The following is a 23,196-nucleotide window of genomic DNA, read 5'->3' as shown; positions in this document are numbered from 1 at the left end:
GGAATTTTTCGCGCCGACACCTCGGGCAGAGTGCTTGGCCGTTTGACTCAAGCGCCACCTGATTCCCCTCCCCCTTGCGGGAGGGGTTAGGGGTGGGGGTTAGCCAACGCACTGTACCTTCCACTTCGATTGCCCTTTGCACCGCCCGGAAAAACGTGCAGTCATCTGAAAGTCACAGGCGGCTGGAGAAAACATGACCGACGCGACCGTTCAGCGCGCTACCGGCCGGGGCATCTGGGGGTGGATGCTGTTCGATTGGGCGGCACAGCCCTTCTTCACCCTCGTCACCACCTTCATCTTCGGCCCTTATTTCGTGTCGCGCATGGCGAGCGACCCGGCCATGGGGCAGGCGGCTTGGGGCTACGGCATCGCAGCGGCTGGCCTTGTCATCGCCATCCTGTCGCCGGTGCTCGGTTCCATCGCCGACCAGACCGGGCCGCGAAAGCCGTGGATCGGCTTCTTCGCCATCATCCAGATCGGCAGTCTCTCGCTGCTGTGGTTTGCGGCTCCCGGATCGAGCCTTTTCCTCGCCGTGCTACTTTTCTCGCTTGCCTCGGTGGCGGCCGAGTTCTCGACCGTCTTCAACGATTCCATGATGCCGCGCCTGGTGCCGAAGAGCGAGATCGGCAGGATTTCCAATGTCGCCTGGGGGCTCGGCTATCTTGGCGGCATGATCGCGCTGATCTTCGTCGTCGCCTTCCTGGCGGGGTCGCCGGAAAGCGGCAAGACCATCATCGGCGTGACGCCGCTATTCGGCCTCGACCCGAAACTGGGGGAGGACGCGCGCGCCACCGGGCCGTTGTCGGCGCTGTGGTATCTCGTTTTCATCCTGCCCATGTTTTTCTACACGCCCGATGCGGTGCGGGGCATTCCAATTGGTCCGGCGGTGCGGGCAGGCCTGAAGGAACTGAAGGCGACGATCGCCGAGGTGCGCGAGCGCGGCGGCATCTTCCGCTTCCTTGTCGCCCGCATGCTTTATCAGGACGGCGTCAACGCGCTTTTGGCGCTGGGCGGCGCTTTTGCTGCCGCGATGTTCGGCTGGTCGATCACCGAAATCGGCATCTTCGGCATCATCCTCAATGTCGTAGCCGTTTTCGGCTGCCTGGTCGCGGCTAGGCTCGACACGTCGCTCGGCTCGAAGAAAATGGTGATGATTTCGCTGGTTTTCCTGACCGTTGCCACGCTTGGCATCGTCTCGACGGGGCCGGGTTATACGCTGTTCGGCTTGTGGCAGATGCCAGGCGAGAGTACGGGCGGCCTGTTCGGCACGCCGGCGGAAAAAGCGTATATCGCGTTCGGGTTTTTGATCGGGCTGGCTTTCGGCCCGGTGCAGGCGTCGTCGCGCTCCTATATGGCGCGCAGCGTCACGGCGGCGGAATCGGGCCGTTATTTCGGTATCTATGCGCTCGCCGGGCGCGCCACGAGCTTCGCCGCACCCTTCACCGTGGCGACGATTACCGCCGTCAGCGGCTCGCCCCGGTTAGGCATGGCCGCGATTATCCTGTTTCTCGGGGCCGGCATGTGGATTTTGGCCGGCACGCCCTATCCGGCGGACAGGCAGAAGGAATAGGGCCGTTGCTTTTTGCCTTCGCCCCTTGTGGGAGAAGGTGGATCGGCGCGCAGCGTCGAGACGGATGAGGGGTGTTGGTAAGAATGAGGCGCTGGCGCTCCGGCCAACACCCCTCATCCGACCTCGCTTCGCTCGGCTACTGCCCGGGGCGAGTCACGGGCCTCGCCCGCCCTTCGGGCCCCACAAGGGGAGAAGGGAAAAGTCAGTGCCGGAAGTGCCGCACGCCGGTGAACACCATGGCGATGCCGTGGGCGTCGGCGGCGGCGATGACTTCGTCGTCGCGCATCGAGCCGCCCGGCTGGATGACGGCGGTGGCGCCGGCTTCGATGGCTGAAATCAGGCCGTCGGCGAACGGGAAGAACGCATCCGAGGCGACGACCGAACCTTTGGTCAACGGCTCGGCGATGCCGGCGGCTTCAGCCGCATCCAACGCCTTGCGCGCGGCGATGCGCGATGAATCGACTCGGCTCATCTGGCCGGCACCAATGCCGACGGTAGCTGCGTCGCGCACATAGACGATGGCGTTCGACTTGACGTGCTTGGCGACCCGGAAGGCGAATTTCAGGTCGGCCATTTCCTTGTCGGTCGGCGCGCGCTTGGTCACCACCTTGAGGTCCAGGTCTTCGACCACCGCATTGTCGCGGCTCTGCACCAGCAGGCCGCCGGCGACCGATTTCGCGGTCGTGCCGGGCGCGCGCGGATCGGGCAGGCCGCCGGTTACCAGCAGGCGCAGATTCTTCTTGGCCGCAACGATACGCGCGGCATCCTCGCTGGCGTCGGGCGCGATGATGACCTCGGTAAAGGTCTTGACGATTTCTGCCGCCGCGTCTGCGTCAAGGGTGCGGTTCATGGCGACGATGCCGCCGAAGGCCGAAACCGGATCGCAGGCAAGTGCCCGCAGATAGGCATCCTTCAGCGTCTCGCCCTCGGCCACGCCGCACGGATTGGCGTGCTTGATGATGGCGATGGCCGCCGAGCGGGCCGGGTCGAATTCGCCGACCAGTTCGAACGCCGCGTCGGTGTCGTTGATGTTGTTGTAGGACAGTTGCTTGCCCTGAAGCTGCCTGGCCGTGGCGACGCCCGGCCGGTTGTCGCCGGTGACGTAGAAACCGGCCTGCTGGTGCGGGTTTTCGCCGTAGCGCATCACGGTTTCAAGCTTGCCGCCGAAAGCGCGCCAGCCCGGATGCTCGACGGCAAGCGCGTCGGCGAACCAGCCGGAGATGGACGCGTCATAGGCGGCGGTGCGGGCAAAGGCCTTGGCGGCCAGTTTCTGGCGGAAATCCAGCGACAGCGAGCCGAGGTTCATCTCGATGGCGTTGAGCACCGAGGCGTAGTCTTCGGGATCGGTGACGACCGCGACATAGGCGTGGTTCTTGGCCGATGCGCGCACCATCGCCGGGCCGCCAATGTCGATGTTCTCGACGATGGAGGCATAGTCCGCACCCGAGCGGCGCACTTCCTCGAACGGGTAGAGATTGACGACGACGAGATCGATCGGCTCGATGCCGTGCTTGTGCATCGCCGCCACATGCTCGGGATCGTCGCGCACGCCGAGCAGCGCGCCATGCACGGAAGGGTGCAGCGTCTTGACCCGCCCGTCCATGATTTCGGGAAAGCCGGTCAGTTCGGAAACGTCGCGAACCGCGATGCCGGCTGCGGCGATGGCCTTTGCCGTGCCGCCGGTCGAGACAAGCTCCACACCCGCCTTTGCCAATGTCTGCGCGAACTCGACCAGCCCTGTCTTGTCCGAGACGGAAAGCAAGGCGCGGCGCACCGGCACGAGATCGGGCGCGGGAATCATTTTGGAGGCGACGGCCATGTCGATGCAGCCTTTCATGGGGGATGTTGGCTGGGCCGTATCACACGGCGCGTCCAAATTAAACCGTTGCCGAGGCAGCTTGTCAGTCTCTTGGTGGGGCGCCGGCGATTTTCGTGCGCGTCATCTGCCAATGGACCTCGGCAAGCTCGGATGCGCGGAACGCCAGCACGATCTGGCGGCTGCGGCGCGGCCCGCCTAGTCCGGCGAAATAGATCGATTCCTCAACCTGCGGCTCGATCTCCGACGAGGTGAAGACCCAGCGGTCGGCATTGTCCGCCGTCAGCACCAGCCGGTCGTGCTCGTCACGGGAGAGGATGATGTCGGGGTGAATGTGGAAGCGGATCGCAACGGCGTCCTTCGCGTCCTTATGGATCGCTCCGCCGCCCGCCTGCAAAAAGCGGTCGCGGCCAGCCAGCACATTGCCATTGGCGATTAGCCCCAGTTCGCGCTCGTGCAGAAGGCCGAAGCGTGCGGCATAGCCGTCATGGCGCGCGATGAAACCCTGGCGCTCGCGGTCGTCTATGCGCCGGCAGGGCACATGGCGCGGCCCGCCGACCAGCGGCGTGCCGAGCAGGTCGCTGAAGCGGGGCGTATGGCTGAAGCGCGCCGACGACGTATCGTTGAGCGTTGCCGTGGAATGTGCGGCGGTCGCCCGCGCCAGCGGCCGGAATTCGGCTGCGCCATAGGTGTCGATGCCGGCATTGACGATGAAATGTTGGCGGCCGGACGACAGTTCGAAGGACAGGCAGCCGGCATGCGCGGAACCTGAAACGTCGATGGGGGGTGCTGCACCCGTATCGGCGATGACGGTGACGCCGCCCATGGAAAGCCGCTCATAACCCGAATGCGGCGCATGCAGCAACGGCGCGCCGCTGGTGTCGTCATGGCGCAGGATGGCCACGACGCGGTCGTGGATGGTCGCGCCCATGCCGTTGAAGCGGGCAACGCTGCCGTCCTGATGGCGGAAAAAGCGCAGCGCCGGCAGCATCCGGTCGATGGCGCCCATCAGGGCGGCCGGCGGGGTTTCCGCCTGGTTGGCATAGGTCTGGCGAAGCGGCAGAAGATCGGCCAGGATTTCGAGAACGGCCATCGGATTGCGCGAGATATGGCCGCCGTCCGGCAGGATCTGGCGGTCGAGCTCTTCGCTGAGATTACGGGTGGCGGCGCGCAGCGCGGTGGCCGGTGCGGGCAACGACAAGGCCGAGAAAGCCAGCGCGATGCGGGCGCGCAGCCGGTCCTTGCCGTCCGGCATTTCTCTCGCCATCGAGCGCAGATAGCGTATCTGCATGGCCAGCGACTTCAGGAAAGCGCGGTAGAAGGGAAACTCCGCGCCCTGCAGCACGACGGACGAATGCTGCAGCCACGCAATGATGCGCTTGGCGGTTGTTCCCGGTTCCCAGGCGACGCCCGCTATGCGGCCGCCATGCATGGCGATCCAGTCGGTGACCAGGGCGCGCGCGTTGGCGGCGGCAAGGTCGGTGTCGGCGGCGCGCATATGGCGCAGCCAGCGAAAGCCGTGCAGGCTCTTTTGCCAGCCGCGATTGGCGATCTCGATCTGAAACGGCGACTGGCCACCGCTCTCGACGAGGTGCCCGGAGAAAGGATAGCGGCCGTAGTATATCTCGAGCGCGATCTGCGGATCGGCCAGGCGCAAATCGGGCGGGGCAATGAGCACACGCTCGGGCGTCCGGCCGGAATAGCGCCAGCGATAGGCAGGCCCGGCGCGCAGGCGTCGGCGCGACCTGCGCCATACCTCCTGTGCGACGAGCATCCATACGCGCGTCGTGTTGCCGGCTTCGATGGCCAATACGCCTCCAGAATCGCTGCTTATCAAAAGACAAGACTATTTGATTCAAAGGCTTGTGCGAAGGCGGTTTCGCGTATTTCCCGTCCTGATTGGCTTGTTCAGCCGGCCTTGCGCAAACGCGCGGCAAAGAAGCCGTCAAGACCGGAAAGCCCCGGCGAGCCGAGGTCCATGTCGGCTGGCGTGCTGCGCAGCGTGCCTTGCGGCGAAAGAAACGGGTCGATGCTGGGGATTTCGCCGGGCAGGAGCGGATCGCTGGCGACGCCCGGCGTCTCCGCCAGAAATTCGCCAAAAAGGTCTTCGCCTTCGCGCGGGTCGAGCGAGCAATTGGAAAACACGATCCGCCCGCCCGGCTTGACCAGCGTGACCGCGCGCGCGAGTAGCCGTCGCTGCAAATCCGCAAGCTTGTCGACATCGGCCGGTGTCTTCGTCCACGGCACGTCCGGATGACGGCGCACGGTGCCGGTGGAGGAACAGGGCGCATCGAGCAGCACCGCGTCGAACAGCGTTTCCGGCTCGAATTGGAGCAAATCGGCCTGGACGATCTCCGCCTCAAACCCGAGCCGCTCCAGGTTTTGCGCCAGGCGCACAATCCGGTTCTTCGAGGTGTCGAGCGCGGTGACCTTGGCCCCGGCAAGGATAAGCTGCGCGGTCTTGCCGCCGGGAGCGGCACATAGGTCGGCAACGCGAAGCCCTTTGATGTCGCCCAGCAGGCGCGCGGGCAGGCTGGCGGCGGCGTCCTGGACCCACCATGCGCCTTCGGCGAAGCCGGGCAATTCGGGGACGGAAGCGGCAAGCTTTTCCACCCGCACCGTGCCGGTCGGCGTGACGATGCCGCCAAGCTTTTCCGCCCAGCCTTCCGGATCGGATTTCACCGAGAAATCCACCGGCGCCTCATGCCGGTGGGCCTGAAGGATCTTCCTTGCCGTCTCCGCGCCATAGGCCTGTTCGAGCCGATCTGAAAACCATTTCGGCGCTTCGTCGGTTTTCGCCAGCGCATCAGTGAGATCGGTATCCTTGCCGCGCGCGATACCGCGCAGCACGCCATTGACGAGGCCGGAAAAGCGCGCCGTGCGCGTATCGGACTTGGCGTGGGTGACGGCGAGGTCGACGGCGGCGCTGTCTGGGATGTCGAGGAACAATATCTGCGCCGCCGCCACATGCAGGATGTGCGAGAGCGCGGTGGCGTTGGGCGGCAGCGTCTTGTCCAGTCGGCGCGCGATCAGCCCGGCAATGGTCATGCGATACCGCAGCGCGGTAACGAGGATGGCGCGCACCAGCGCGCGGTCGCGCATGTCCAGCGAGCGATACATCGGGTGGCCGCTGTCATGGTCGGTCATGCCGTCGAGCGGCGTCCGGGCATCGATGACGGCGGCCAGCAGCCGTGCAGCCGCCTTGCGCGCGGCAAGGCCGGGCGTGCGGGCAGCCTCATGATCAACAGGCGCGCCCCGTGGCCGAGGATTTCTTTCGCGTTGTGCGCCGTCCCCGGAGCCGCTCAAGACCATGGGCCTTTCGGCCCGGAGGTGGGATTGCGTCCCCACGGATTGGCCTTCGGCGGCGCTGGTTCGGCTGTCGCTTCCGGCTCGTTCGCATCGCCCCACGGACCGCTCGGGCTGGCCTCGCGAACGGTTTCCCGGGCGGTTGCGGTCTCGCCCATGTCGCGCGCCATCGCCTGCAAGGCGGCGATGCGGTTTTCCGTTGCCGGGTGGGTAGAAAACAGACTGTCCATGCGCTCGCCGGAAAGAGGGTTGATGATGAAGAGATGGGCCATTGCCGGATTTCGTTCGGCAGTCGGGTTGGGGATGCGTTCGGCGTTGCGCGCGATCTTGTCAAGAGCGGAAGCCAGCCAAAGCGGGTTGCCGCAGATTTCCGCGCCGCGCCGGTCGGCGGCATATTCGCGGGTGCGGCTCACCGCCATCTGCACGATCATGGCGGCGAAGGGGGCGACGATCATCGCCACCAGCACGCCGATGAAGCCCGAATTGTTGTTGCGGTTGCCGCCGAAGAAAAAGGCGAAATTGCCCAGCATCGAGATCGCGCCCGCAAAGGTCGCGACGATGGTCATGGTCAGCGTGTCGCGGTGCTGCACATGGGCAAGCTCATGCGCCATCACGGCTGCGACTTCCTCATGCGACAGGCGCTGCAACAGGCCGGTGGAGGTGGCAACCGCCGCATGCTCCGGGTTGCGGCCGGTGGCAAACGCGTTCGGCTGTTCGCTGTCGATCAGGTACACTTTCGGCATCGGCAGGCCGGCGCGCTCGGCCAGGCCGCGCACGATGGCGTAATATTCGGGCGCGTTCTTTTCATCGACCTCGACGGCGTGGTTCATGGACAGAACCATCTTGTCGGCGTTCCAGTAGCTGAACAGGTTCGTGCCGGCGGCGACCACCAGCGCGATCATCATGCCGCCCGATCCGCCGATCAGATAACCGACGCCCATGAACAGCGCCGTCATCACGGCGAGAAGCATGGCGGTGCGAAGGGTATTCATCGTCTGCTCCACTAGCGGCGGGGTCCATCCGTAATTCATCATTACGATCTGGCCCGGGTTTCGCTATAGGATGGGGAATAGTCACCCCTGTTTCAATCCACCGGAAGGCTTCCATAGCCGACGGAGCAGAAAAATGACCGATACCGACATCCAGGCAAAGACGTTGACGCCCGAGGCCAAGCGCGCGTTGGCCGAAGCAGAAGCGCGCCGTCTGGCTCACGCAAACGAAGCGACCCTGCCGAAGGAACTGGGCGGTCGCGGCGGCAAGGAACCCGGACGCTACGGTGACTGGGAAGTGAAGGGCCTGACCAGCGATTTCTGAAACATTCGGATCAATCCGAATGTAGCCAGATGCCGCCATCGGCGTCCGCCACGGCTTTTAGCCCGGTGTAATCGGCAAACGTCGGATGCCGCGTCTCGTAACGATCGCGGTGGCTGGCGGTGATGACGGCAACCGCCGCCCCTGCAGCCTCCGCCGCCTCGATGCCGGCCGGCGCATCCTCGAAGACGAGGCAATCGCGCACATCAACGCCGAGCCGTTTTGCCCCCAGTTGAAAACAATCGGGAGCGGGCTTGCCGCGGGACACGTCCTCGCCGGTGACGATAACGGCCGGCACGGGAATGCCGACGGCCTCCAGCCGCCGCCGCGCCAGTTCGCGTGGCGAGGAGGTGACGATCGCCCAATGATGCGGGGGCAGCGCGGCCAAAAACGCCAACGCGCCATCGATGGCATGAATACCCTCGACATCGGCGATCTCGGCGCGCGTGATTTCGTCGGCCTCATAGGCGGCGTCGATACCGGGCAGCGCCAGCCGGGCGATGGTCTCGATGGCCCGCACGCCGGCGATGGTCGGCATGAACGCCTCCACGTCCAATCCTTGGCGAACCGCCCATTCCGACCATATCCGGCTCGCCACCCTGGATGAATCGAGGATGGTGCCGTCCATGTCGAACAGGAAGGCCGCAAATTTCCGGCCGGCGATCTTCAGCATTCGTTCGGGCTCCATCGTTTTTCGTCGGCCTTCGACCATCCTTGCACGGCATGGACCGGACCGCGAGTGGGCAAGAGAGGCGAAACGCCCGTGCGGTTGACCGTATTTGAGACAGCACGCCTGTGCCGTATCGGGAATGGGCCGCGCTCGCCGGAAAGGCAAAACCGGGCATGGTTAGCAATCGGTAAACCAGGCGGCGATGCCGCGATTTCGTTTACCGCTCATTCACTATAAGCGCTCCGTAAATCTAGCAAAATCAATATGTTGTGCTGAGATTGCCGTGCCGGCCCGGCATCGACGCCCCATCTGGCAACGATCCTGCATTGCCCATGCCAAGCGGCATAGGAGGCATCATGCGGATTCTTGGAAATTTGAATCGGACGGCAGGCATTTTCGCACGGGACCGGAAAGGCAATTTCGCCATCATCTTCGGCGTGGCATCGTCCGTCCTGGCGCTTGCCGTGGGCTTCGCCGTCGATACAGCGCAACTCATGAACGCCAAGTCGGCGCTGCGCAACGCCGTCGATGCGGCCGTCACGTCGACGGCGCGCAGCATCACGCTCGGCGACATCACGGAAGCCGACGCACCCAAGATGGTGAAGGCGTTTCTCACCGCCAACAGCACGGGCGGCATCCTGACTTACGACCAGATCGTTCTCGACAGGCTGACCATCGACAGGACGGCGAAAACGGTGGAGGCCGCGGCCCATGTCGACGTGCCGCTTTATTTTCCGCTTTTCGGCATGCCCAATAGCCGCCGCGTCACGAATGTCGGCGCAGCGGTCTATTCGGACAAGCAGATCGAAGTGGCGATGATGCTGGATATTACTGGATCGATGAGGAAGTCGGGCAACAAGGATAAGATCGGCGATCTGCAGACTGCGGCGCGGAACGCCGTAGAAGCCCTGCTCAGGGGCAACGTCGCCGGCGCCGAGCCGCGCGTGCGGGTGGCCATAGTGCCTTATGCCGAAGGAGTGAATGCCGGGGGGCTTGCCGCCAATACCGTTTTTTATGAGAAGCCCGGCGGTCCGGATCTGCCGCCTGCCAATTCCGGCGCGACCCTCGTTTCGCTCACCAGTTCGCAGGACAACTGCGCCACGGAGCGCAAAATGAAGGATGGCCGCGCCGATTTCTCGGACGACGCTCCCGATTCGATCCGCATCGTTCGTCGTAACGGCAAGGACGAGGAGTATTTCGCCAAGGTCAATCGTGATGACCGTCTCGAGATATGCCCTCTGGCCAACCTGGTGCCGCTGACGGCGGACAAGGACTTGCTGCTGGCAACCATCAGGGATTTCGAGGCGGACGGCGTAACCGCTGGCGGAATCGCCGCGCAGTGGGGATACTATATGCTGTCCCCGAAATGGGCTCCGACGATCAAATCGGCTGGCTTGGGTGTGGGGCCGGCGAATTTCGACTCGAAAAAGGTCTCGAAGGTGGCGATCCTGATGACCGATGGCGCGTTCAATACCGCGTTCGCGGGCGTGCCGGTCAGCGACGACAGGAACAATCAGCCGCAAAACGACCAAAGCACAAAATCGCGCAGTTATGCCGAAAGCGTCTGCGCCAACATGAAAAAGGCAGGCATCTCCGTCTTCACCATCGGCTTCGCTCTGCCCACGTCCGAGTCCAGCCAGGCGCGCGCTGTGCTGAAGGATTGCGCCACCGACGACACATCCTCCCTGAAGCACTTCTACGATGTTTCGACCGGCCCGGAGTTAGACGCTGCCTTCAAGGAGATCATCGCGAACACCGAGCGCCTGGCGTTGACCAAATAGGCCGAACTGCATGAATGGCACTCGTGGGTGGCAAATGCATGCCCGCAAGAGAAAGGGCCGTCGCTTCGGCTGAAGCGACGGCCCCGTTCTTTCGTTGCAGGCGCGGCCCTTGGGACGGCTTCTCAAGCCATCAACCGCGCGTCACGCCGTTTCAGGAAGGCTGCTTCCCGAAGAGACGATCCGCCGAGACCACGCAACGCAAAACGAAATCACTCGACATCGGATCACCTCCTTTCGATTGGTTGAACACGGGGCTAAGGATGGGGTCTCCCGGCCGAGTTGGCAAGGGCTGACCGAATTATAGAAACCGCATTGGCTCCCCGAGGCCGATGCGGCCCGGCCGGTCGACCGTGCAGTAGACGCCGAAATTATGCGCGTTGTGGCGAACGATGTTGCGCAGGATGCCAGGGTCGTGATCGAAATTGTCCTGGGCGATAATGGTGAAGCCGCAGCGGCGGCACGGCTCGGAAACCGTCAGTTCGACCTCGCCAATGGCAAGACGACGACCGAGCCAGCCGGATTCCGGAAATTCGCCCTCGACCGCCGGCATGTCGACCAGGATGGTCGGGCGAAAGCGCCGGGGATCGGGATCGCCGGCCGGATGCAGCGCCTTGAGCCGCGCCATCGAGGCGGTGGTGAGTAGGTGTATGGGCGCCTTCTGGTAGCGCGGGGCGATGGCGGAACCGTCCGCCGGTTGCGGCCCGTCGCCGAGATAAGGCCGGAGCGAAACCTCGAAGCCGAGATAGTCGCTGATCGCCCGGTCGCTCATGACGGCCGGCGCGGCAAGCCATTCGCCGTCGGGAAGGGCCACTTCCAGCCCGCCTTCGCCCGACAACCGCGTGCGGATGCGGGGCGCCTGGGCCCACTTCGCCGGATTCCTGTCGGGAGCGGCAACGATGCCGCTCGCCACGTCGAAAAGTCCGTAGACGCGGTCGCCTTCCGCGCCGCCCGGCCCGAATAAAAGCTCGTGCATCGGCTGTCCGGCGAGTGAACTCACCGGATAGCGCCATAGCGCTTCTATCTGCCCGAGATCGGTCATCATCACCAGTCGACCTACTTCACGCCCGCTTGTTCTGGCGGTTGGCGATCAGGTCGTCGACGACGGACGGATCGGCCAGCGTCGAGGTGTCGCCCAGCGCCGAAAAATCGTCTTCGGCGATTTTGCGCAGGATGCGGCGCATGATCTTGGCGGAGCGGGTTTTCGGCAGGCCGGGCGCGAACTGGATCTTGTCGGGCGTGGCGATTGCGCCGATCTCGTGGCGCACATGCGCGATCAGTTCCTTGCGCAACTCGTCGCTTGCCGTGACGCCCTCGGCCAGCGTGACGTAGCAGTAGATGCCCTGGCCCTTGATGTCGTGCGGGTAGCCGACGACGGCGGCTTCCGCCACCTTGTCATGGGCGACGAGCGCGGATTCCACTTCCGCCGTGCCCATGCGGTGCCCCGACACGTTGATGACGTCATCGACGCGGCCGGTGATCCAGTAATAGCCGTCCTCATCGCGGCGGCAGCCGTCGCCGCTGAAATACTTGCCCTTGTAGGCGGAGAAATAGGTCTGCACAAAGCGCTCATGGTCGCCGTAGACGGTGCGCGTCATGCCCGGCCATGCCTGTTGAATGCACAGATTTCCGCTACCTTCGCCCTCGATGATATTGCCGTCACCGTCCAGCAGTTCCGGAACAATGCCGAAGAACGGACGGGTGGCGGAACCGGCTTTCAAATCAATGGCTCCCGGCAGGGGGGAGATCATGATGCCGCCGGTTTCGGTCTGCCACCATGTGTCGATGACCGGGCACTTCTGTTCGCCGACGACGTTGAAGTACCACTCCCAGGCTTCCGGATTGATCGGCTCGCCGACCGAACCAAGGATGCGCAGCGATTTGCGCGAGGTTTTCTGGACCCATTCGTCGCCAACGCCGCGCAGGGCGCGGATCGCGGTCGGGGCCGTGTAGAAGATGTTGACCTGGTGCTTGTCGACCACCTCCCACATGCGGGACGGCGTCGGATAATTGGGCACGCCCTCGAACATCAGCGTGGTCGCGCCATTGGCGAGCGGCCCGTAGAGAATGTAGGAATGGCCGGTCACCCAGCCGACATCTGCGGTGCACCAGTAGATGTCGCCATCATGATAGTCGAAGACATATTGGTGGGTCATCGACACATAGACGAGATAGCCGCCCGTGGTGTGCAGCACGCCCTTCGGCTTGCCGGTCGAGCCCGATGTGTAGAGGATGAACAGCGGGTCTTCCGCCTTCATATGTTCGGGCTCGCAATTCGGCTCGACAGACGCGGCCTCTTCGTGCAGCCAGTAGTCGCGGCCCTCGACCCAGTCGATCTTGCCCCCGGTGCGGCGCGTCACGATGACCTTGTCGACCTTGATGCCATCCCGGGCGGCAATCTCGATCGCCTTGTCGGTATTGTCCTTCAGCGGGATGTGCTTGCCAGCGCGCAGGCCCTCGTCGGCGGTGATGACGAAATGCGACTTGCAGTCGGTGATGCGGCCGGCTAGCGCGTCGGGCGAGAAGCCGCCGAACACGACGGAGTGAATGGCGCCGATACGGGTGCAGGCAAACATCGCATAGGCCGCTTCCAGCACCATCGGCATATAGATGGTGACGCGGTCGCCGCGTTTGACGCCATGCTTCTTCAGCACATTGGCGAAGCGGCAGACATGCTCGTGCAACTCTTTATAGGTGACCTTTTTTTCGTCCGAGGGGTCGTCGCCTTCCCAGATGATGGCGATTTGGTCGCCGCGCTTTTCCAGATGCCGGTCGATGCAATTGTAGGAAACATTGGTGAGGCCATCCTCATACCATTTGATCGACACGTCGCCTTCGAAAGAGGCGTTCTTCACCTTGGTGTAGGGCTTGAACCAGTCGATGCGCTTGCCGTGCTCGCCCCAGAACTTGTCAGGATCGTTGACGCTGTCGGCATACCATTTCTGGTAGGTTTCATTGTCGATCAGCGCATTCTTTTTCCACGCCGGCTGTACTTCGTGGACATAAACCTCTGACATTCCTGGTTCCTCTCCCTGGTCGGTCGCCGGCATGCGGCAAGCAACAGCGCGGCGAACGGTCGCGCACCCGTGGTATTATTACCACTTACGCCATTACGGCAACATCAGACCTGCGAATGGCAGCGGCGTGATGACGCAGCCGGCGCTGTGGGCCGCTGCCCGATCGCCTGCGGACGGAGCCAAAGCGCGCTTGCCGCGTTTCAACCATTGGTTAACCATCCCGGCGCAGACTCCGATGGCGAAGGACCGGTGCTCAAGGCTTGCGAGGGCGATATGAGGGACCAATCCGAACTGGATCTGATGCTGAAGGGCTATGGCCTGACGACGGCCAACATCCTCTACCATTATCCCGATCATCCGCATCTGCTGCAAAGTTTCGTCTGGCAGGACTACGATATCGCTCCCGCCTTTCCGGTGCTGGTCCGGTTCATCGAGTTCTGGAAGGAAAAGCTCGACGGCCCGCTTCATTCGATCACCTACACGCACCGCAAGCTGATCGCGCCCAACGAATGGCGCAAGGTGGACGGCGAGTTCGTGCTGCACTGAAAGCACATCGAGCTGAAAGCCTTGTGCAACCTGCGTTCGCAGGAGATGCTGGCGCAAGCATTCGCTCTCGCTTGCAAAGGCGGCTCAGTTGCAAAGCCTGCCGGCAAGGGCTATTGGAATGCCTTGGTTACGATGAACCGGGTCGGTCGTCGCACAAGGAGAAAACCCATGAAAAACCGTTTGTTAGCTGGCGTCGCGCTGGCTGCCTCGTTTGCCTTCGCGCCCATGGCGCATGCGGATATCGTCATCGGCCTGGTCGCGCCGCTGACCGGAGCGGTCGCCGCCTATGGCGATCAGGTCAAGAACGGCGCGCAAGCCGCGGTCGATACGATCAACAAGAGTGGCGGCATCCTGGGAGAGCAGGTTACGCTGAAGCTCGCCGATGACGCCGGCGATCCCAAGCAGGGCGTTTCGGCCGCCAACAATCTGGTAGGCGATGGCGTTCGCTTCGTCGTCGGCCCAGTGACTTCGGGCGTGGCAATGGCCGCGTCGGACGTCTTCGCCGAGAACGGCGTGCTGATGGTGACGCCGACCGCGACCGCGCCCGACCTGACCAATCGCGGCCTGACCAACGTGCTGCGCACCTGCGGCCGTGACGACCAGCAGGCGGAAGTTGCCGCCAAATACGTCCTGGACCACCTGAAGGGCAAGAAAATCGCCATCATCCACGACAAGGGAACCTACGGCAAAGGCCTGGCTGATGCCTTCAAGGCCGCCATCAACGCCGGCGGCGAGACCGAAGTCTTGTATGAAGGCATCACGCCCAGCGAAAAGGATTATTCCGCGATCGTCGGCCGGCTGAAGAAGGACGGCGCCGAAGTGATCTATTTCGGCGGCTATCACCCCGAGGGCGGCCTGCTTGCCCGCCAACTCGCTGACGGCGGCGTGAAGGCGCAGATCATCGGCGGCGAAGGCCTGTCCAACACCGAATACTGGGCGATTGGCAACCAGGCGGCGGCGGGTACGCTGTTCACCAACGCTTCCGACGCGCTCAAGAACGCGGATTCGGCCGAGGCCGTGGCCGTGCTGAAGGAAAAGGGCATTCCGCCGGAAGCCTTCACGCTGAACGCCTATGCCGCCGTGCAGGTCATCAAGGCCGGCATCGAGAAGGTCGGCAAGGCCGATGACGCCGTTGCGGTCGCTGCCGCGCTGAAGGACGGCGAGCCGGTCCAGACCGCCATCGGCAAGCTGACCTATGGCGAGAACGGCGATCTGTCCTCGCCGAGCTTCTCCCTGTTCAAGTGGGAAGACAGCAAGATCGTCGCCGCCGAGTAATTTTTCGGACACGCATCAATAGGAAGGCCGGGGCAAAGTTCCCGGCTTTTTTGTTTGGAGGGGAGTGTGCGGCACTACCCCTCATCCGTCTCGACGCGTAGCGGCGAGACGGATGAGGGGTAGTACCGTCACCTACCGCCGAAAATCGCCGAGCCGACACGCACGCTGGTCGCGCCGAAGGCGACGGCGACCTCGTAGTCGCCCGACATGCCCATGGACAGTTTTTCCACGCCGGCTTCGCGCGCCAGCTTTTCCAGCAGCGCGAAATGCGGGCCGGGGTTTTCATCCGCCGGCGGAATGCACATCAGCCCTTCGATGGCCAGTTTGTGGACATCGCGGCAACGCTGGACGAAGGCGACCGCCTCGCGCGGCTCGATCCCCGCCTTTTGCGGTTCGGAGCCTGTGTTGACCTGCACGTACAGTTTCAGCACCCGACCTTGCTTCGCCATCTCCTTGGCGAGTTCGGCCGCAATCTTCTCGCGGTCGACCGTCTCGATGGCATCGAACAGGGCCACCGCTTCCTTCGCCTTGTTGGATTGCAGCGGCCCGATGAGATGCAGTTCGATGTCGGGGAATTCTTCGCTGAGCGCCGGCCATTTGCCCTGCGCTTCCTGTACGCGGTTTTCGCCGAAGACGCGCTGCCCTGCCTCGATCACCGGCCGGACGGCATCGGCGTCGAATGTCTTGGAGACGGCGACCAGCGTGACGGAGCCGCTTTCGCGCTTGGCTGCCCGCTCGGCCGCCGCGATCTTTGCCTTGACGCCGGCAAGCTGTTCGACTGCATCGCCCATGGCTCAATTTCTCCGTTTTCGCGCCGGCAGGCGCCCTTGTGGTTGACGGGTTTGCCAAACCGTGGTGAAGACCCGAACCACGATCTCCACACGTAAATCTCGGGGTTTCCCCGCCTTCTTAAGTGAAAAACCGATCATGGCAACCGAACGATACAATCCGCGCGCGGCCGAGCCTAAATGGCAGAAGGCTTGGGACGCCAAAAAGCTGTTCGAAACCCGTAACGACGATCCGCGCCCGAAATACTACGTGCTGGAAATGTTCCCCTATCCGTCGGGGCGCGTCCATATGGGCCATGTCCGCAACTATACGATGGGCGACGTCGTCGCGCGCTATCACCGCGCCAAGGGCGAGAACGTGCTGCATCCGATGGGCTGGGATGCGTTCGGCCTGCCGGCCGAGAACGCCGCGCGCGACAACAAGGTCAATCCGCGCGACTGGACCTATGCCAATATCGAGACGATGAAGGGCCAGTTGAAGACGATGGGCCTGTCGCTCGACTGGTCGCGCGAGATCGCTACCTGCAATCCGAGCTACTACCGCCACCAGCAAAAGATGTTTCTGGATTTCTGGCGCGCCGGCCTGGCCGAGCGCAAGTCGGCCAAAGTCAACTGGGACCCGGTCGACATGACGGTGCTGGCCAATGAGCAGGTCATCGACGGCAAGGGCTGGCGCTCTGGTGCTGCGGTCGAGCAGCGCGACCTGACGCAATGGTTCTTCAAGATCACCTCGATGGCGCAGGACCTGGTCGACAGCTTGGCCACGCTCGACCGCTGGCCCGAAAAAGTCCGCGTCATGCAGGAAAACTGGATCGGGCGTTCGCAGGGCCTGTTGATGCGTTGGCCGCTCGCCCCGGACACGGCGCCTGCCGGGAAAAGCGAACTCGAAATTTTCACGACGCGCCCCGACACCATCTTCGGCGCTTCCTTCATGGCGATTGCCGCCGACCACCCGCTGGCGAAGAAGGCCGCCGAAGGCAATCCCGAACTCGCCGCCTTCATTGAGGACGTGCGCCATCGCGGCACGTCGGCGGCGGAACTGGAGACGGCGGAAAAGCGCGGCTTCGATACCGGCATTCGGGTCACCCATCCGTTCGACCCCGCATGGACGCTGCCGGTCTATGTCGCGAATTTCGTTTTGATGGACTACGGCACCGGCGCCATTTTCGGCTGTCCGGCCCACGACCAGCGCGATCTCGACTTCGCCAACAAATACGGCCTGCCGGTCGTACCCGTGGTCATGCCCGAGGGTGCCGACGCCAAGACGTTCCAGGTAACGGAAGAAGCCTTCACCGACGACGGCACCATGATCAATTCGCGCTTCCTCGATGGCATGACGCCGGAAGCTGCCTTCGAAGAGGTCGCGACGCGCCTGTCCGGCGTCAGCGTCGGCAACCGCCCGCAAGTCGAGCGCAAGGTGCAGTTTCGCCTGCGCGACTGGCTGATCTCGCGGCAGCGCTACTGGGGTTGCCCCATTCCCGTCATCCATTGCGACGTCTGTGGCGCGGTGCCGGTTCCCGACGACCAGTTGCCGGTCGAACTGCCGACCGACGTGACCTTCGACCGGCCCGGCAATCCGCTCGACCATCATCCGACATGGAAGCACACCGCTTGCCCGAAATGCGGTAAGGATGCACGGCGCGATACCGACACCATGGATACGTTCGTGGATTCGTCCTGGTACTACGCCCGCTTCACCGATCCCTGGAACGAGACGGCCCCGACCACGCTGGCCTATGTCGACGGCAAGAACGGCTGGTTGCCCGTCAACCAGTATATTGGCGGCATCGAGCACGCGATCCTGCACCTGCTCTATTCGCGCTTCTTCGCCCGCGCCATGCAGGCCACCGGCCACCTGAACGAGGTCAAGGAACCGTTCGAGGGCCTGTTCACGCAGGGCATGGTCGTCCATGAAACCTATAAAGGCCCGCAAGGCTGGGTGACGCCCGCCGAGGTTGCGATCGAGGAAGTCGACGGCAAGCGCCACGCCACGCTGTTGACCGACAACACGCCGATCCAGATCGGCAGCATCGAGAAGATGTCGAAGTCGAAGAAGAACGTGGTCGACCCCGACGACATCATCGCCAGCTACGGCGCGGACACGGCGCGCTGGTTCATGCTGTCGGATTCGCCGCCCGAGCGCGACGTGATCTGGACGGAAGCCGGCGTCGAGGGCGCGCACCGTTTCGTGCAGCGCGTCTGGCGTCTGGTGGCGGAAGCCGCCCCGCATGTGCAGGCGGTTCGCCCGGAGCCCGCGCGCGGAGGCGAATTCGCGCCGGTTTCGCGGGCCGCGCACAAAATCCTGAAGGGCGTCGGCGAGGATATCGAGCGGCTGCACTTCAACAAGGCCGTCGCCCGCCTCTACGAACTGACCAATGTGCTTTCGCCGCATGTCGGCGAAATCGCCACCGGCGGTGCCGCGACGGACGGGCGTGCGGCCTGTGTGCGCCAGGCGCTCGATTTCCTGACCGTGATGATCGCGCCGATGATGCCGCATCTGGCGGAAGAGTGCTGGTTGGTTCTAGGTGGAACAGGCATGGCAGCCGAACAGCCATGGCCGGCATTCGATCCGGCGCTGATCGTCGAAAACGACGTCACCTATCCGGTGCAGATCAACGGCAAGAAGCGTGGCGATTTGACAATTGCCCGCGACGCGGACCAAGGTGAGATCGAAAAGGCCGTGCTCGCTCTCGACGTCGTTCAGAAGGCGCTCGAAGGCAAGGCGCCGCGCAAGATCGTCATCGTTCCTCAGAGGATCGTCAATGTGGTTGCCTGAGAGCAGGAAGATGAGCACGGCGCTGGCCATGCGCGGCGTGGCGGTTTTTGGCCTGATTGCCGCTGGAATGCTGGTTTCGGCCTGCACCGTGCGCCCGCTCTATTCGAACGCGCCGCTGTCGGCGGGTTCGCAGGTCGCACCGGCCGCCGAGCTTGCCTCCATCGCTATCAAGCCGGTCGACAGCCGCTACGCCCAGCAGGTTCGCAACAATCTGATTTTCGCGCTTACGGGCGGCGCCGGCCAGCCGGCGGCGCCGGTCTATTCGCTCAACCTCGGCGTTTCCGAATCCGTGCAGTCGGCGGCCTCCGTTCAGGTGTCCGCCAATGAAGACGTGCCCACGGCCGGCACCGTGACGCTGACGGCCGCCTACACCTTGACCGACGCCAAGACCGGCAAGCAAGTAGCTTCCGGTCGGCGTTCCATGACGTCGTCCTACGACATACCGACCCAGCAATTCGCCGCCTATCGCGCGTTGCGCAACGCCGAGGATCGTGCTGCGCGGGAATTGGCCGATCTTTTGCGCCTGGCCATAGCCCAGGACCTGGCCAAGCGCTGAGAGTCCGTTTGCAAACTCTACCCCGCCGGTCATCTGCCGCAACTTTCTGCGCTTCCGGTGCTCACGTACTGTAGTACGCTCCGCTCCGGTTCTCGAAAGTCACGCCATATGACTCGGCTGGGCGAGTTATCAAACAGACTCTAAGGAACCAACCTTTAGATGGCTGGCGCAGCGGTCAGCCGATCTTCTGGCCGGTCTTGGCCCAATCGGCGAGGAACTGCGCCAGTCCCTTGTCGGTCAGCGGGTGCTTGACCAGTTCCTTCAGCGTTGCCGGCGGCACCGTTGCGATATCCGCGCCGATGAGCGCCGCCTGCTTGACGTGATTGGTGGAGCGCACCGAGGCGACGAGGATTTCGGTGTCGAAATCGTAATTGTCGTAGATCTGCCGGATCTCGGCGACCAGTTCCATGCCGTCGATGCCGGTGTCGTCGAGGCGGCCGACGAAGGGCGAGATGAAGCTCGCGCCGGCCTTGGCGGCCAGCAGCGCCTGCGTGGCGGAAAAGCACAGCGTGACATTGACCATGCGACCTTCCGAGCGGATCGCCTTGCAGGCCTTCAGCCCGTCGAAGGTCAGTGGCACCTTGATCGCGATATTGTCGGCGATCTTGGCCAGCACCTTGGCCTCCGCCATCATGCCGGCGTAGTCGGTGGCGGTCACTTCGGCCGAGACCGGGCCCTTGACGATTTCACAGATCTGCCGGGTGACTTCATCGATCTTGCCGCCCGATTTCAGGATCAGCGAAGGGTTGGTGGTGACGCCGTCGACGAGGCCAAGCTCGTTCAGTTCACGGATGTCCTTGACATCGGCGGTGTCGACAAAAAACTTCATGGCGGTCTCCTATGTGTTTTCCGGGTGGCGGGAGGGCACGCTCGGCCTTGGGCTTCACTCTAACTGGTTGGGCTTTGCTCTAGACCAAAGACGGGGCAAGGTCACGTCCGATGAATAGAGATTCGCCCTTTGATGCCGCCGTGCCGGTGTTGGTTCCCATGCCGGCGCAACGTCCCTACACCTATGCGGTTCCAAACGGGATGCGCGTGGTGCCGGGCTCGATCGTGCGCGTGCCGCTCGGACCGCGCCAGGTTGCCGGCATCGTCTGGGACGGCGTGGTTGAAAACATCGACGCGAAAAAGCTTCGCCCCATCGGGCAGGTCTTCGACTGCCCGCCGATCACCGAACCGATGCGCCGCTTCGTCGACTGGGTTGCCCACTATACGCTGTCGCCGCCCGGCATGGTGGCGCGCATGCTGTTGCGCGCGCCGGAAGCTTTCGACCCCGAACCCTGGACCGAAGGCCTGCAACGCACTGCGGGCGAACCAGACCGGATGACGGCGGCGCGTGCGCGGGTGCTGGAGACGGCCGAGGGCGGGCTTGCGTGGACACGCTCCGGCCTGGCGCATGCCGCCGGCGTTTCCTCGACGGTGATCGACGGGCTGAAGGCGCAGGGCGTGTTTGAGACGGTGATGATCCCGCCGCGCCCGGTCGTCGTGCCGCCGGACCCGAGCTATGCCGCGCCGGACCTGATGCCGGACCAGCAGGCCGCCGCCGACATGCTGCGCGCGGGCGTCGAGGCAGGGGCGTTCGGCGTCACGCTGCTCGACGGCGTTACCGGCTCCGGCAAGACGGAAGTCTATTTCGAAGCGGTGGCGGCCGCGCTCGCCCGGGGCAAGCAGGTGTTGATCCTTTTGCCGGAAATCGCGCTGACGCACGCATTCCTCGAGCGGTTTCAGGATCGTTTCGGCGCAAAGCCCGGCGAATGGCACTCCGACCTTGCGCCGCGCATGCGCGAAAAGGTCTGGCGGCAACTGGCAGAAGGCACGCTAAAAGTCGTTGCCGGGGCACGTTCGGCGCTGTTCTTGCCTTTCAAGGACCTTGGCCTGATCGTCGTGGATGAAGAACACGACCCTGCCTACAAGCAGGAGGACCGCGTTTTCTACAATGCGCGCGACATGGCGGTGGTGCGCGCCCATATCGGCGGCTTTCCCGTCGTGCTCGCCTCGGCAACGCCCTCGGTCGAAAGCCGGGTCAACGCCACGCAGGGGCGCTACGAGCGGGCCGTGCTGTCGGGGCGTTTTGCGGAAGCCGCTTTGCCGCAACTCCAGGCCGTTGACATGCGCCGGGCCCCGCCCGCGCGCGGCGGTTTTTTATCTCCTATCCTCATCGCGGCCATGCGGCAAACGCTGGAGCGGGAAGAACAATCGCTGCTGTTCCTCAACCGGCGCGGCTACGCGCCGCTGACGCTGTGCCGGGTCTGCGGCCATCGCTTCGGCTGCCCGGTCTGTTCGGCCTGGCTGGTCGAGCATCGCTTTCGTGGCCAGCTTGTCTGTCACCATTGCGGCCACAATGAGCGGCGGCCCGATGCTTGCCCCGAATGCGGCACTTTCGACCACCTTGTCGCCTGCGGGCCGGGCGTCGAGCGCATCGCCGAAGAGGTCGTCGAGCATTTCCCCGAGGCTCGCACCATCGTCTTGTCCTCCGACATGCTGGGCGGCGTGCGCCGCCTGCGGCTGGAACTGGAAGCCATCGCCAAGGGCGAGGCCGATATCGTCATCGGCACGCAGCTTGTCGCCAAGGGCCATAATTTTCCGAACATGACGCTGGTCGGCGTCGTCGATGCGGATCTCGGCCTCGCCAATGGCGACCCGCGCGCCGCCGAACGTACTTTTCAGCTATTGAGCCAAGTTACCGGGCGCGCGGGCCGTACCGGCAAGAAGAGCCTCGGCCTCTTGCAAACCTATCAGCCGGAGCATCCGGTGATGCGGGCGATCGTCTCCGGTGATGCCGACGCCTTCTATGAGCGCGAGGTGGCGGAACGCGAGCGCGCCGTGCTGCCGCCGTTCGGCCGGCTGGCCGGCATCATCGTCAGTGCCGCGTCCCGCGCCGAGGCCGAAGGCCATGCGCGGGGGCTGCGCCAGGCAGCACCACAAGCGGGTGACATCTTCGTTCTCGGCCCGGCCGAAGCGCCGCTGTCCCTGCTTGGCGGGCGGCATCGTTTTCGCCTATTGATCCAGGGGGAAAAACGGGCCGACATGCAGGGCTTCGTCAAGGCGATGCTGGCGGCCGGCCCGAAAGTGCGCGGCTCGGTGCGCGTACAGGTGGACATCGACCCGCAGAGTTTTTTGTGACGCGGCACGACCAGGCAAAATTGTGTTTGCACGGCGCTGGAAACGCGCTGACGTACGGATAAGATGCGCGCGTTGGCGTCGCGCATCGAAAAGGGGAAAAAATGGAATATTCGTTTCCGTGGCCGATGAGCGAAGGCGAGTGGCTGGCATGGTCGAGCGCTCTGTTCACCGTACTGCTGGGTTTGGGTCTGTTTCTGGCGCCCGGCCTGTCTTTTCGAGCGCTGCGGTTGCAGGCCAGGCCGGAAAAGCCGGCGGCGATCGCGGAAGCGCGCGGCCGTATGTCGGGCTTTTATCTCGGCGTCGGCCTGTGCTGCATCCTGCTTGCGCAGCCGCTGCTCTACATGGCGCTCGGCTTTTCCTGGTTGTTCACAGCCTTCGGCCGCCTGCTGTCGATGATGTCCGACAGGGCCAACACGCCCTATAACTGGGTTTTCGCGGCGGTCGAACTGGTGCTGGCCGCCCTGCCGCTGGCTTTCGCTTTCGGCTTTGTGCCCTGAATCCGGGGCGAGCGGTTGAGTTCTGGCACCGGATGCGACAATAGTGCCGCCAAACCGATCCGGACAACGCATTGCGGTCTTAAAAGGCCTGTGCTAGACGGCAATCGACTTTCGGCTTGGGGATGCGGAAGCCGTGTCCCTTGGCTTGAGAAAACGTAGTAAGGTCA

18 protein-coding genes are annotated in these 23,196 nt (G+C 63.8%); 9 read left to right on the top strand and 9 right to left on the bottom strand.

Annotation, left to right across the window (positions count from 1 at the left end; all coding sequences use genetic code 11):
• Positions 1 to 193 precede the first annotated feature (193 nt).
• Positions 194 to 1,570, top strand: a complete 1,377-nt coding sequence (locus tag ACX3P0_RS09325; protein WP_459088000.1) for an MFS transporter — start codon at positions 194 to 196, stop codon at positions 1,568 to 1,570.
• Positions 1,571 to 1,772: 202 nt separating this feature from the next.
• Here the strand turns inward: ACX3P0_RS09325 and purH are convergent, their stop codons facing one another.
• The 4 genes from purH to htpX all read right to left on the bottom strand — a co-directional run bounded on the left by purH (position 1,773) and on the right by htpX (position 7,684).
• A complete protein-coding gene (purH, locus tag ACX3P0_RS09320) occupies positions 1,773 to 3,389 on the bottom strand; it encodes a bifunctional phosphoribosylaminoimidazolecarboxamide formyltransferase/IMP cyclohydrolase (protein ID WP_459087999.1) in 1,617 nt (538 codons plus the stop codon).
• Positions 3,390 to 3,471: 82 nt separating this feature from the next.
• The gene (locus ACX3P0_RS09315) at positions 3,472 to 5,196 is read right to left on the bottom strand and encodes a heparinase II/III family protein (protein ID WP_459087998.1); all 1,725 of its coding nucleotides are present in this window, start codon (positions 5,194 to 5,196) and stop codon (positions 3,472 to 3,474) included.
• Between the two features lie 98 nt (positions 5,197 to 5,294).
• On the bottom strand, positions 5,295 to 6,698 hold the full coding sequence (locus ACX3P0_RS09310) for an RsmB/NOP family class I SAM-dependent RNA methyltransferase (protein WP_459087997.1): 1,404 nt from the start codon (positions 6,696 to 6,698) through the stop codon (positions 5,295 to 5,297).
• Positions 6,689 to 7,684, bottom strand: coding sequence for a zinc metalloprotease HtpX (gene htpX / locus ACX3P0_RS09305; protein ID WP_459087996.1), 996 nt, complete (start codon positions 7,682 to 7,684; stop codon positions 6,689 to 6,691). The genes ACX3P0_RS09310 and htpX overlap by 10 nt, the downstream gene beginning before the upstream one ends.
• A gap of 133 nt (positions 7,685 to 7,817) precedes the next feature.
• Between htpX and ACX3P0_RS09300 the strand changes: the two genes are divergently transcribed.
• The gene (locus tag ACX3P0_RS09300) at positions 7,818 to 8,006 is read left to right on the top strand and encodes a DUF1674 domain-containing protein (protein WP_459079317.1); all 189 of its coding nucleotides are present in this window, start codon (positions 7,818 to 7,820) and stop codon (positions 8,004 to 8,006) included.
• A gap of 10 nt (positions 8,007 to 8,016) precedes the next feature.
• On the opposite strand, the gene ACX3P0_RS09295 is transcribed toward ACX3P0_RS09300, so the two are convergent.
• The gene (locus ACX3P0_RS09295) at positions 8,017 to 8,676 is read right to left on the bottom strand and encodes an HAD-IA family hydrolase (protein WP_459087995.1); all 660 of its coding nucleotides are present in this window, start codon (positions 8,674 to 8,676) and stop codon (positions 8,017 to 8,019) included.
• A 353-nt stretch (positions 8,677 to 9,029) separates the two neighbouring features.
• Between ACX3P0_RS09295 and ACX3P0_RS09290 the strand changes: the two genes are divergently transcribed.
• Positions 9,030 to 10,454 carry a TadE/TadG family type IV pilus assembly protein gene (locus ACX3P0_RS09290; protein ID WP_459079319.1) on the top strand — a complete coding sequence of 475 codons (1,425 nt, stop codon included), beginning with the start codon at positions 9,030 to 9,032 and terminating at the stop codon, positions 10,452 to 10,454.
• A gap of 298 nt (positions 10,455 to 10,752) precedes the next feature.
• Here ACX3P0_RS09290 and ACX3P0_RS09285 read toward each other — a convergent pair whose 3' ends face one another.
• Positions 10,753 to 11,496: an MOSC domain-containing protein gene (locus tag ACX3P0_RS09285; protein WP_459087994.1), complete on the bottom strand. Its 744-nt coding sequence runs from the start codon at positions 11,494 to 11,496 to the stop codon at positions 10,753 to 10,755.
• A 16-nt stretch (positions 11,497 to 11,512) separates the two neighbouring features.
• Positions 11,513 to 13,468 carry an acetate--CoA ligase gene (gene acs, locus ACX3P0_RS09280; protein ID WP_459087993.1) on the bottom strand — a complete coding sequence of 652 codons (1,956 nt, stop codon included), beginning with the start codon at positions 13,466 to 13,468 and terminating at the stop codon, positions 11,513 to 11,515.
• A 273-nt stretch (positions 13,469 to 13,741) separates the two neighbouring features.
• Between acs and ACX3P0_RS09275 the strand changes: the two genes are divergently transcribed.
• A complete protein-coding gene (locus ACX3P0_RS09275; RefSeq protein ID WP_459087992.1) occupies positions 13,742 to 14,014 on the top strand; it encodes an usg protein in 273 nt (90 codons plus the stop codon).
• 168 nt (positions 14,015 to 14,182) lie between these two features.
• A complete protein-coding gene (locus ACX3P0_RS09270; RefSeq protein ID WP_459087991.1) occupies positions 14,183 to 15,289 on the top strand; it encodes a branched-chain amino acid ABC transporter substrate-binding protein in 1,107 nt (368 codons plus the stop codon).
• 128 nt (positions 15,290 to 15,417) lie between these two features.
• Here ACX3P0_RS09270 and ACX3P0_RS09265 read toward each other — a convergent pair whose 3' ends face one another.
• Positions 15,418 to 16,080 (bottom strand): YggS family pyridoxal phosphate-dependent enzyme, encoded by a 663-nt coding sequence (locus ACX3P0_RS09265; protein ID WP_459087990.1) that lies wholly within the window; start codon positions 16,078 to 16,080, stop codon positions 15,418 to 15,420.
• Positions 16,081 to 16,216: 136 nt separating this feature from the next.
• On the opposite strand from ACX3P0_RS09265, the gene leuS reads away from it, so the two are divergent.
• The gene (gene leuS / locus ACX3P0_RS09260) at positions 16,217 to 18,853 is read left to right on the top strand and encodes a leucine--tRNA ligase (protein ID WP_459087989.1); all 2,637 of its coding nucleotides are present in this window, start codon (positions 16,217 to 16,219) and stop codon (positions 18,851 to 18,853) included.
• A complete protein-coding gene (gene lptE, locus ACX3P0_RS09255) occupies positions 18,840 to 19,409 on the top strand; it encodes an LPS assembly lipoprotein LptE (protein ID WP_459087988.1) in 570 nt (189 codons plus the stop codon). Before leuS ends, lptE begins: the two co-directional genes overlap by 14 nt.
• A gap of 175 nt (positions 19,410 to 19,584) precedes the next feature.
• On the opposite strand, the gene fsa is transcribed toward lptE, so the two are convergent.
• Positions 19,585 to 20,238, bottom strand: a complete 654-nt coding sequence (gene fsa, locus ACX3P0_RS09250; RefSeq protein ID WP_459087987.1) for a fructose-6-phosphate aldolase — start codon at positions 20,236 to 20,238, stop codon at positions 19,585 to 19,587.
• A 110-nt stretch (positions 20,239 to 20,348) separates the two neighbouring features.
• Between fsa and ACX3P0_RS09245 the strand changes: the two genes are divergently transcribed.
• Both ACX3P0_RS09245 and ACX3P0_RS09240 read left to right on the top strand, forming a co-directional pair.
• Positions 20,349 to 22,532: a primosomal protein N' gene (locus tag ACX3P0_RS09245; protein ID WP_459087986.1), complete on the top strand. Its 2,184-nt coding sequence runs from the start codon at positions 20,349 to 20,351 to the stop codon at positions 22,530 to 22,532.
• 101 nt (positions 22,533 to 22,633) lie between these two features.
• On the top strand, positions 22,634 to 23,029 hold the full coding sequence (locus tag ACX3P0_RS09240; protein ID WP_459087985.1) for an AGROH133_08824 family phage infection protein: 396 nt from the start codon (positions 22,634 to 22,636) through the stop codon (positions 23,027 to 23,029).
• The last annotated feature ends 167 nt before the right edge of the window (positions 23,030 to 23,196 follow it).

Source organism: Mesorhizobium sp. A556, assembly GCF_054489545.1.
Note: the sequence above shows the minus strand (reverse complement) of the source record. Positions and strands in the feature narration are given on the sequence as shown.

Excerpts from the sequence above, each read along its gene's own strand:
- ACX3P0_RS09285 (WP_459087994.1), bottom strand. The coding sequence starts at position 11,496 with ATGATGACCGATCTCGGGCAGATAGAAGCGCTATGGCGCTATCCGGTG.
- ACX3P0_RS09295 (WP_459087995.1), bottom strand. The coding sequence starts at position 8,676 with ATGCTGAAGATCGCCGGCCGGAAATTTGCGGCCTTCCTGTTCGACATG.
- ACX3P0_RS09290 (WP_459079319.1), top strand. The coding sequence starts at position 9,030 with ATGCGGATTCTTGGAAATTTGAATCGGACGGCAGGCATTTTCGCACGG.
- ACX3P0_RS09245 (WP_459087986.1), top strand. The coding sequence starts at position 20,349 with ATGAATAGAGATTCGCCCTTTGATGCCGCCGTGCCGGTGTTGGTTCCC.
- purH (WP_459087999.1), bottom strand. The coding sequence starts at position 3,389 with ATGGCCGTCGCCTCCAAAATGATTCCCGCGCCCGATCTCGTGCCGGTG.
- ACX3P0_RS09275 (WP_459087992.1), top strand. The coding sequence starts at position 13,742 with ATGAGGGACCAATCCGAACTGGATCTGATGCTGAAGGGCTATGGCCTG.
- acs (WP_459087993.1), bottom strand. The coding sequence starts at position 13,468 with ATGTCAGAGGTTTATGTCCACGAAGTACAGCCGGCGTGGAAAAAGAAT.
- lptE (WP_459087988.1), top strand. The coding sequence starts at position 18,840 with ATGTGGTTGCCTGAGAGCAGGAAGATGAGCACGGCGCTGGCCATGCGC.
- ACX3P0_RS09270 (WP_459087991.1), top strand. The coding sequence starts at position 14,183 with ATGAAAAACCGTTTGTTAGCTGGCGTCGCGCTGGCTGCCTCGTTTGCC.
- ACX3P0_RS09240 (WP_459087985.1), top strand. The coding sequence starts at position 22,634 with ATGGAATATTCGTTTCCGTGGCCGATGAGCGAAGGCGAGTGGCTGGCA.
- leuS (WP_459087989.1), top strand. The coding sequence starts at position 16,217 with ATGGCAACCGAACGATACAATCCGCGCGCGGCCGAGCCTAAATGGCAG.
- ACX3P0_RS09300 (WP_459079317.1), top strand. The coding sequence starts at position 7,818 with ATGACCGATACCGACATCCAGGCAAAGACGTTGACGCCCGAGGCCAAG.
- fsa (WP_459087987.1), bottom strand. The coding sequence starts at position 20,238 with ATGAAGTTTTTTGTCGACACCGCCGATGTCAAGGACATCCGTGAACTG.
- ACX3P0_RS09310 (WP_459087997.1), bottom strand. The coding sequence starts at position 6,698 with ATGGTCTTGAGCGGCTCCGGGGACGGCGCACAACGCGAAAGAAATCCT.
- htpX (WP_459087996.1), bottom strand. The coding sequence starts at position 7,684 with ATGAATACCCTTCGCACCGCCATGCTTCTCGCCGTGATGACGGCGCTG.
- ACX3P0_RS09265 (WP_459087990.1), bottom strand. The coding sequence starts at position 16,080 with ATGGGCGATGCAGTCGAACAGCTTGCCGGCGTCAAGGCAAAGATCGCG.
- ACX3P0_RS09325 (WP_459088000.1), top strand. The coding sequence starts at position 194 with ATGACCGACGCGACCGTTCAGCGCGCTACCGGCCGGGGCATCTGGGGG.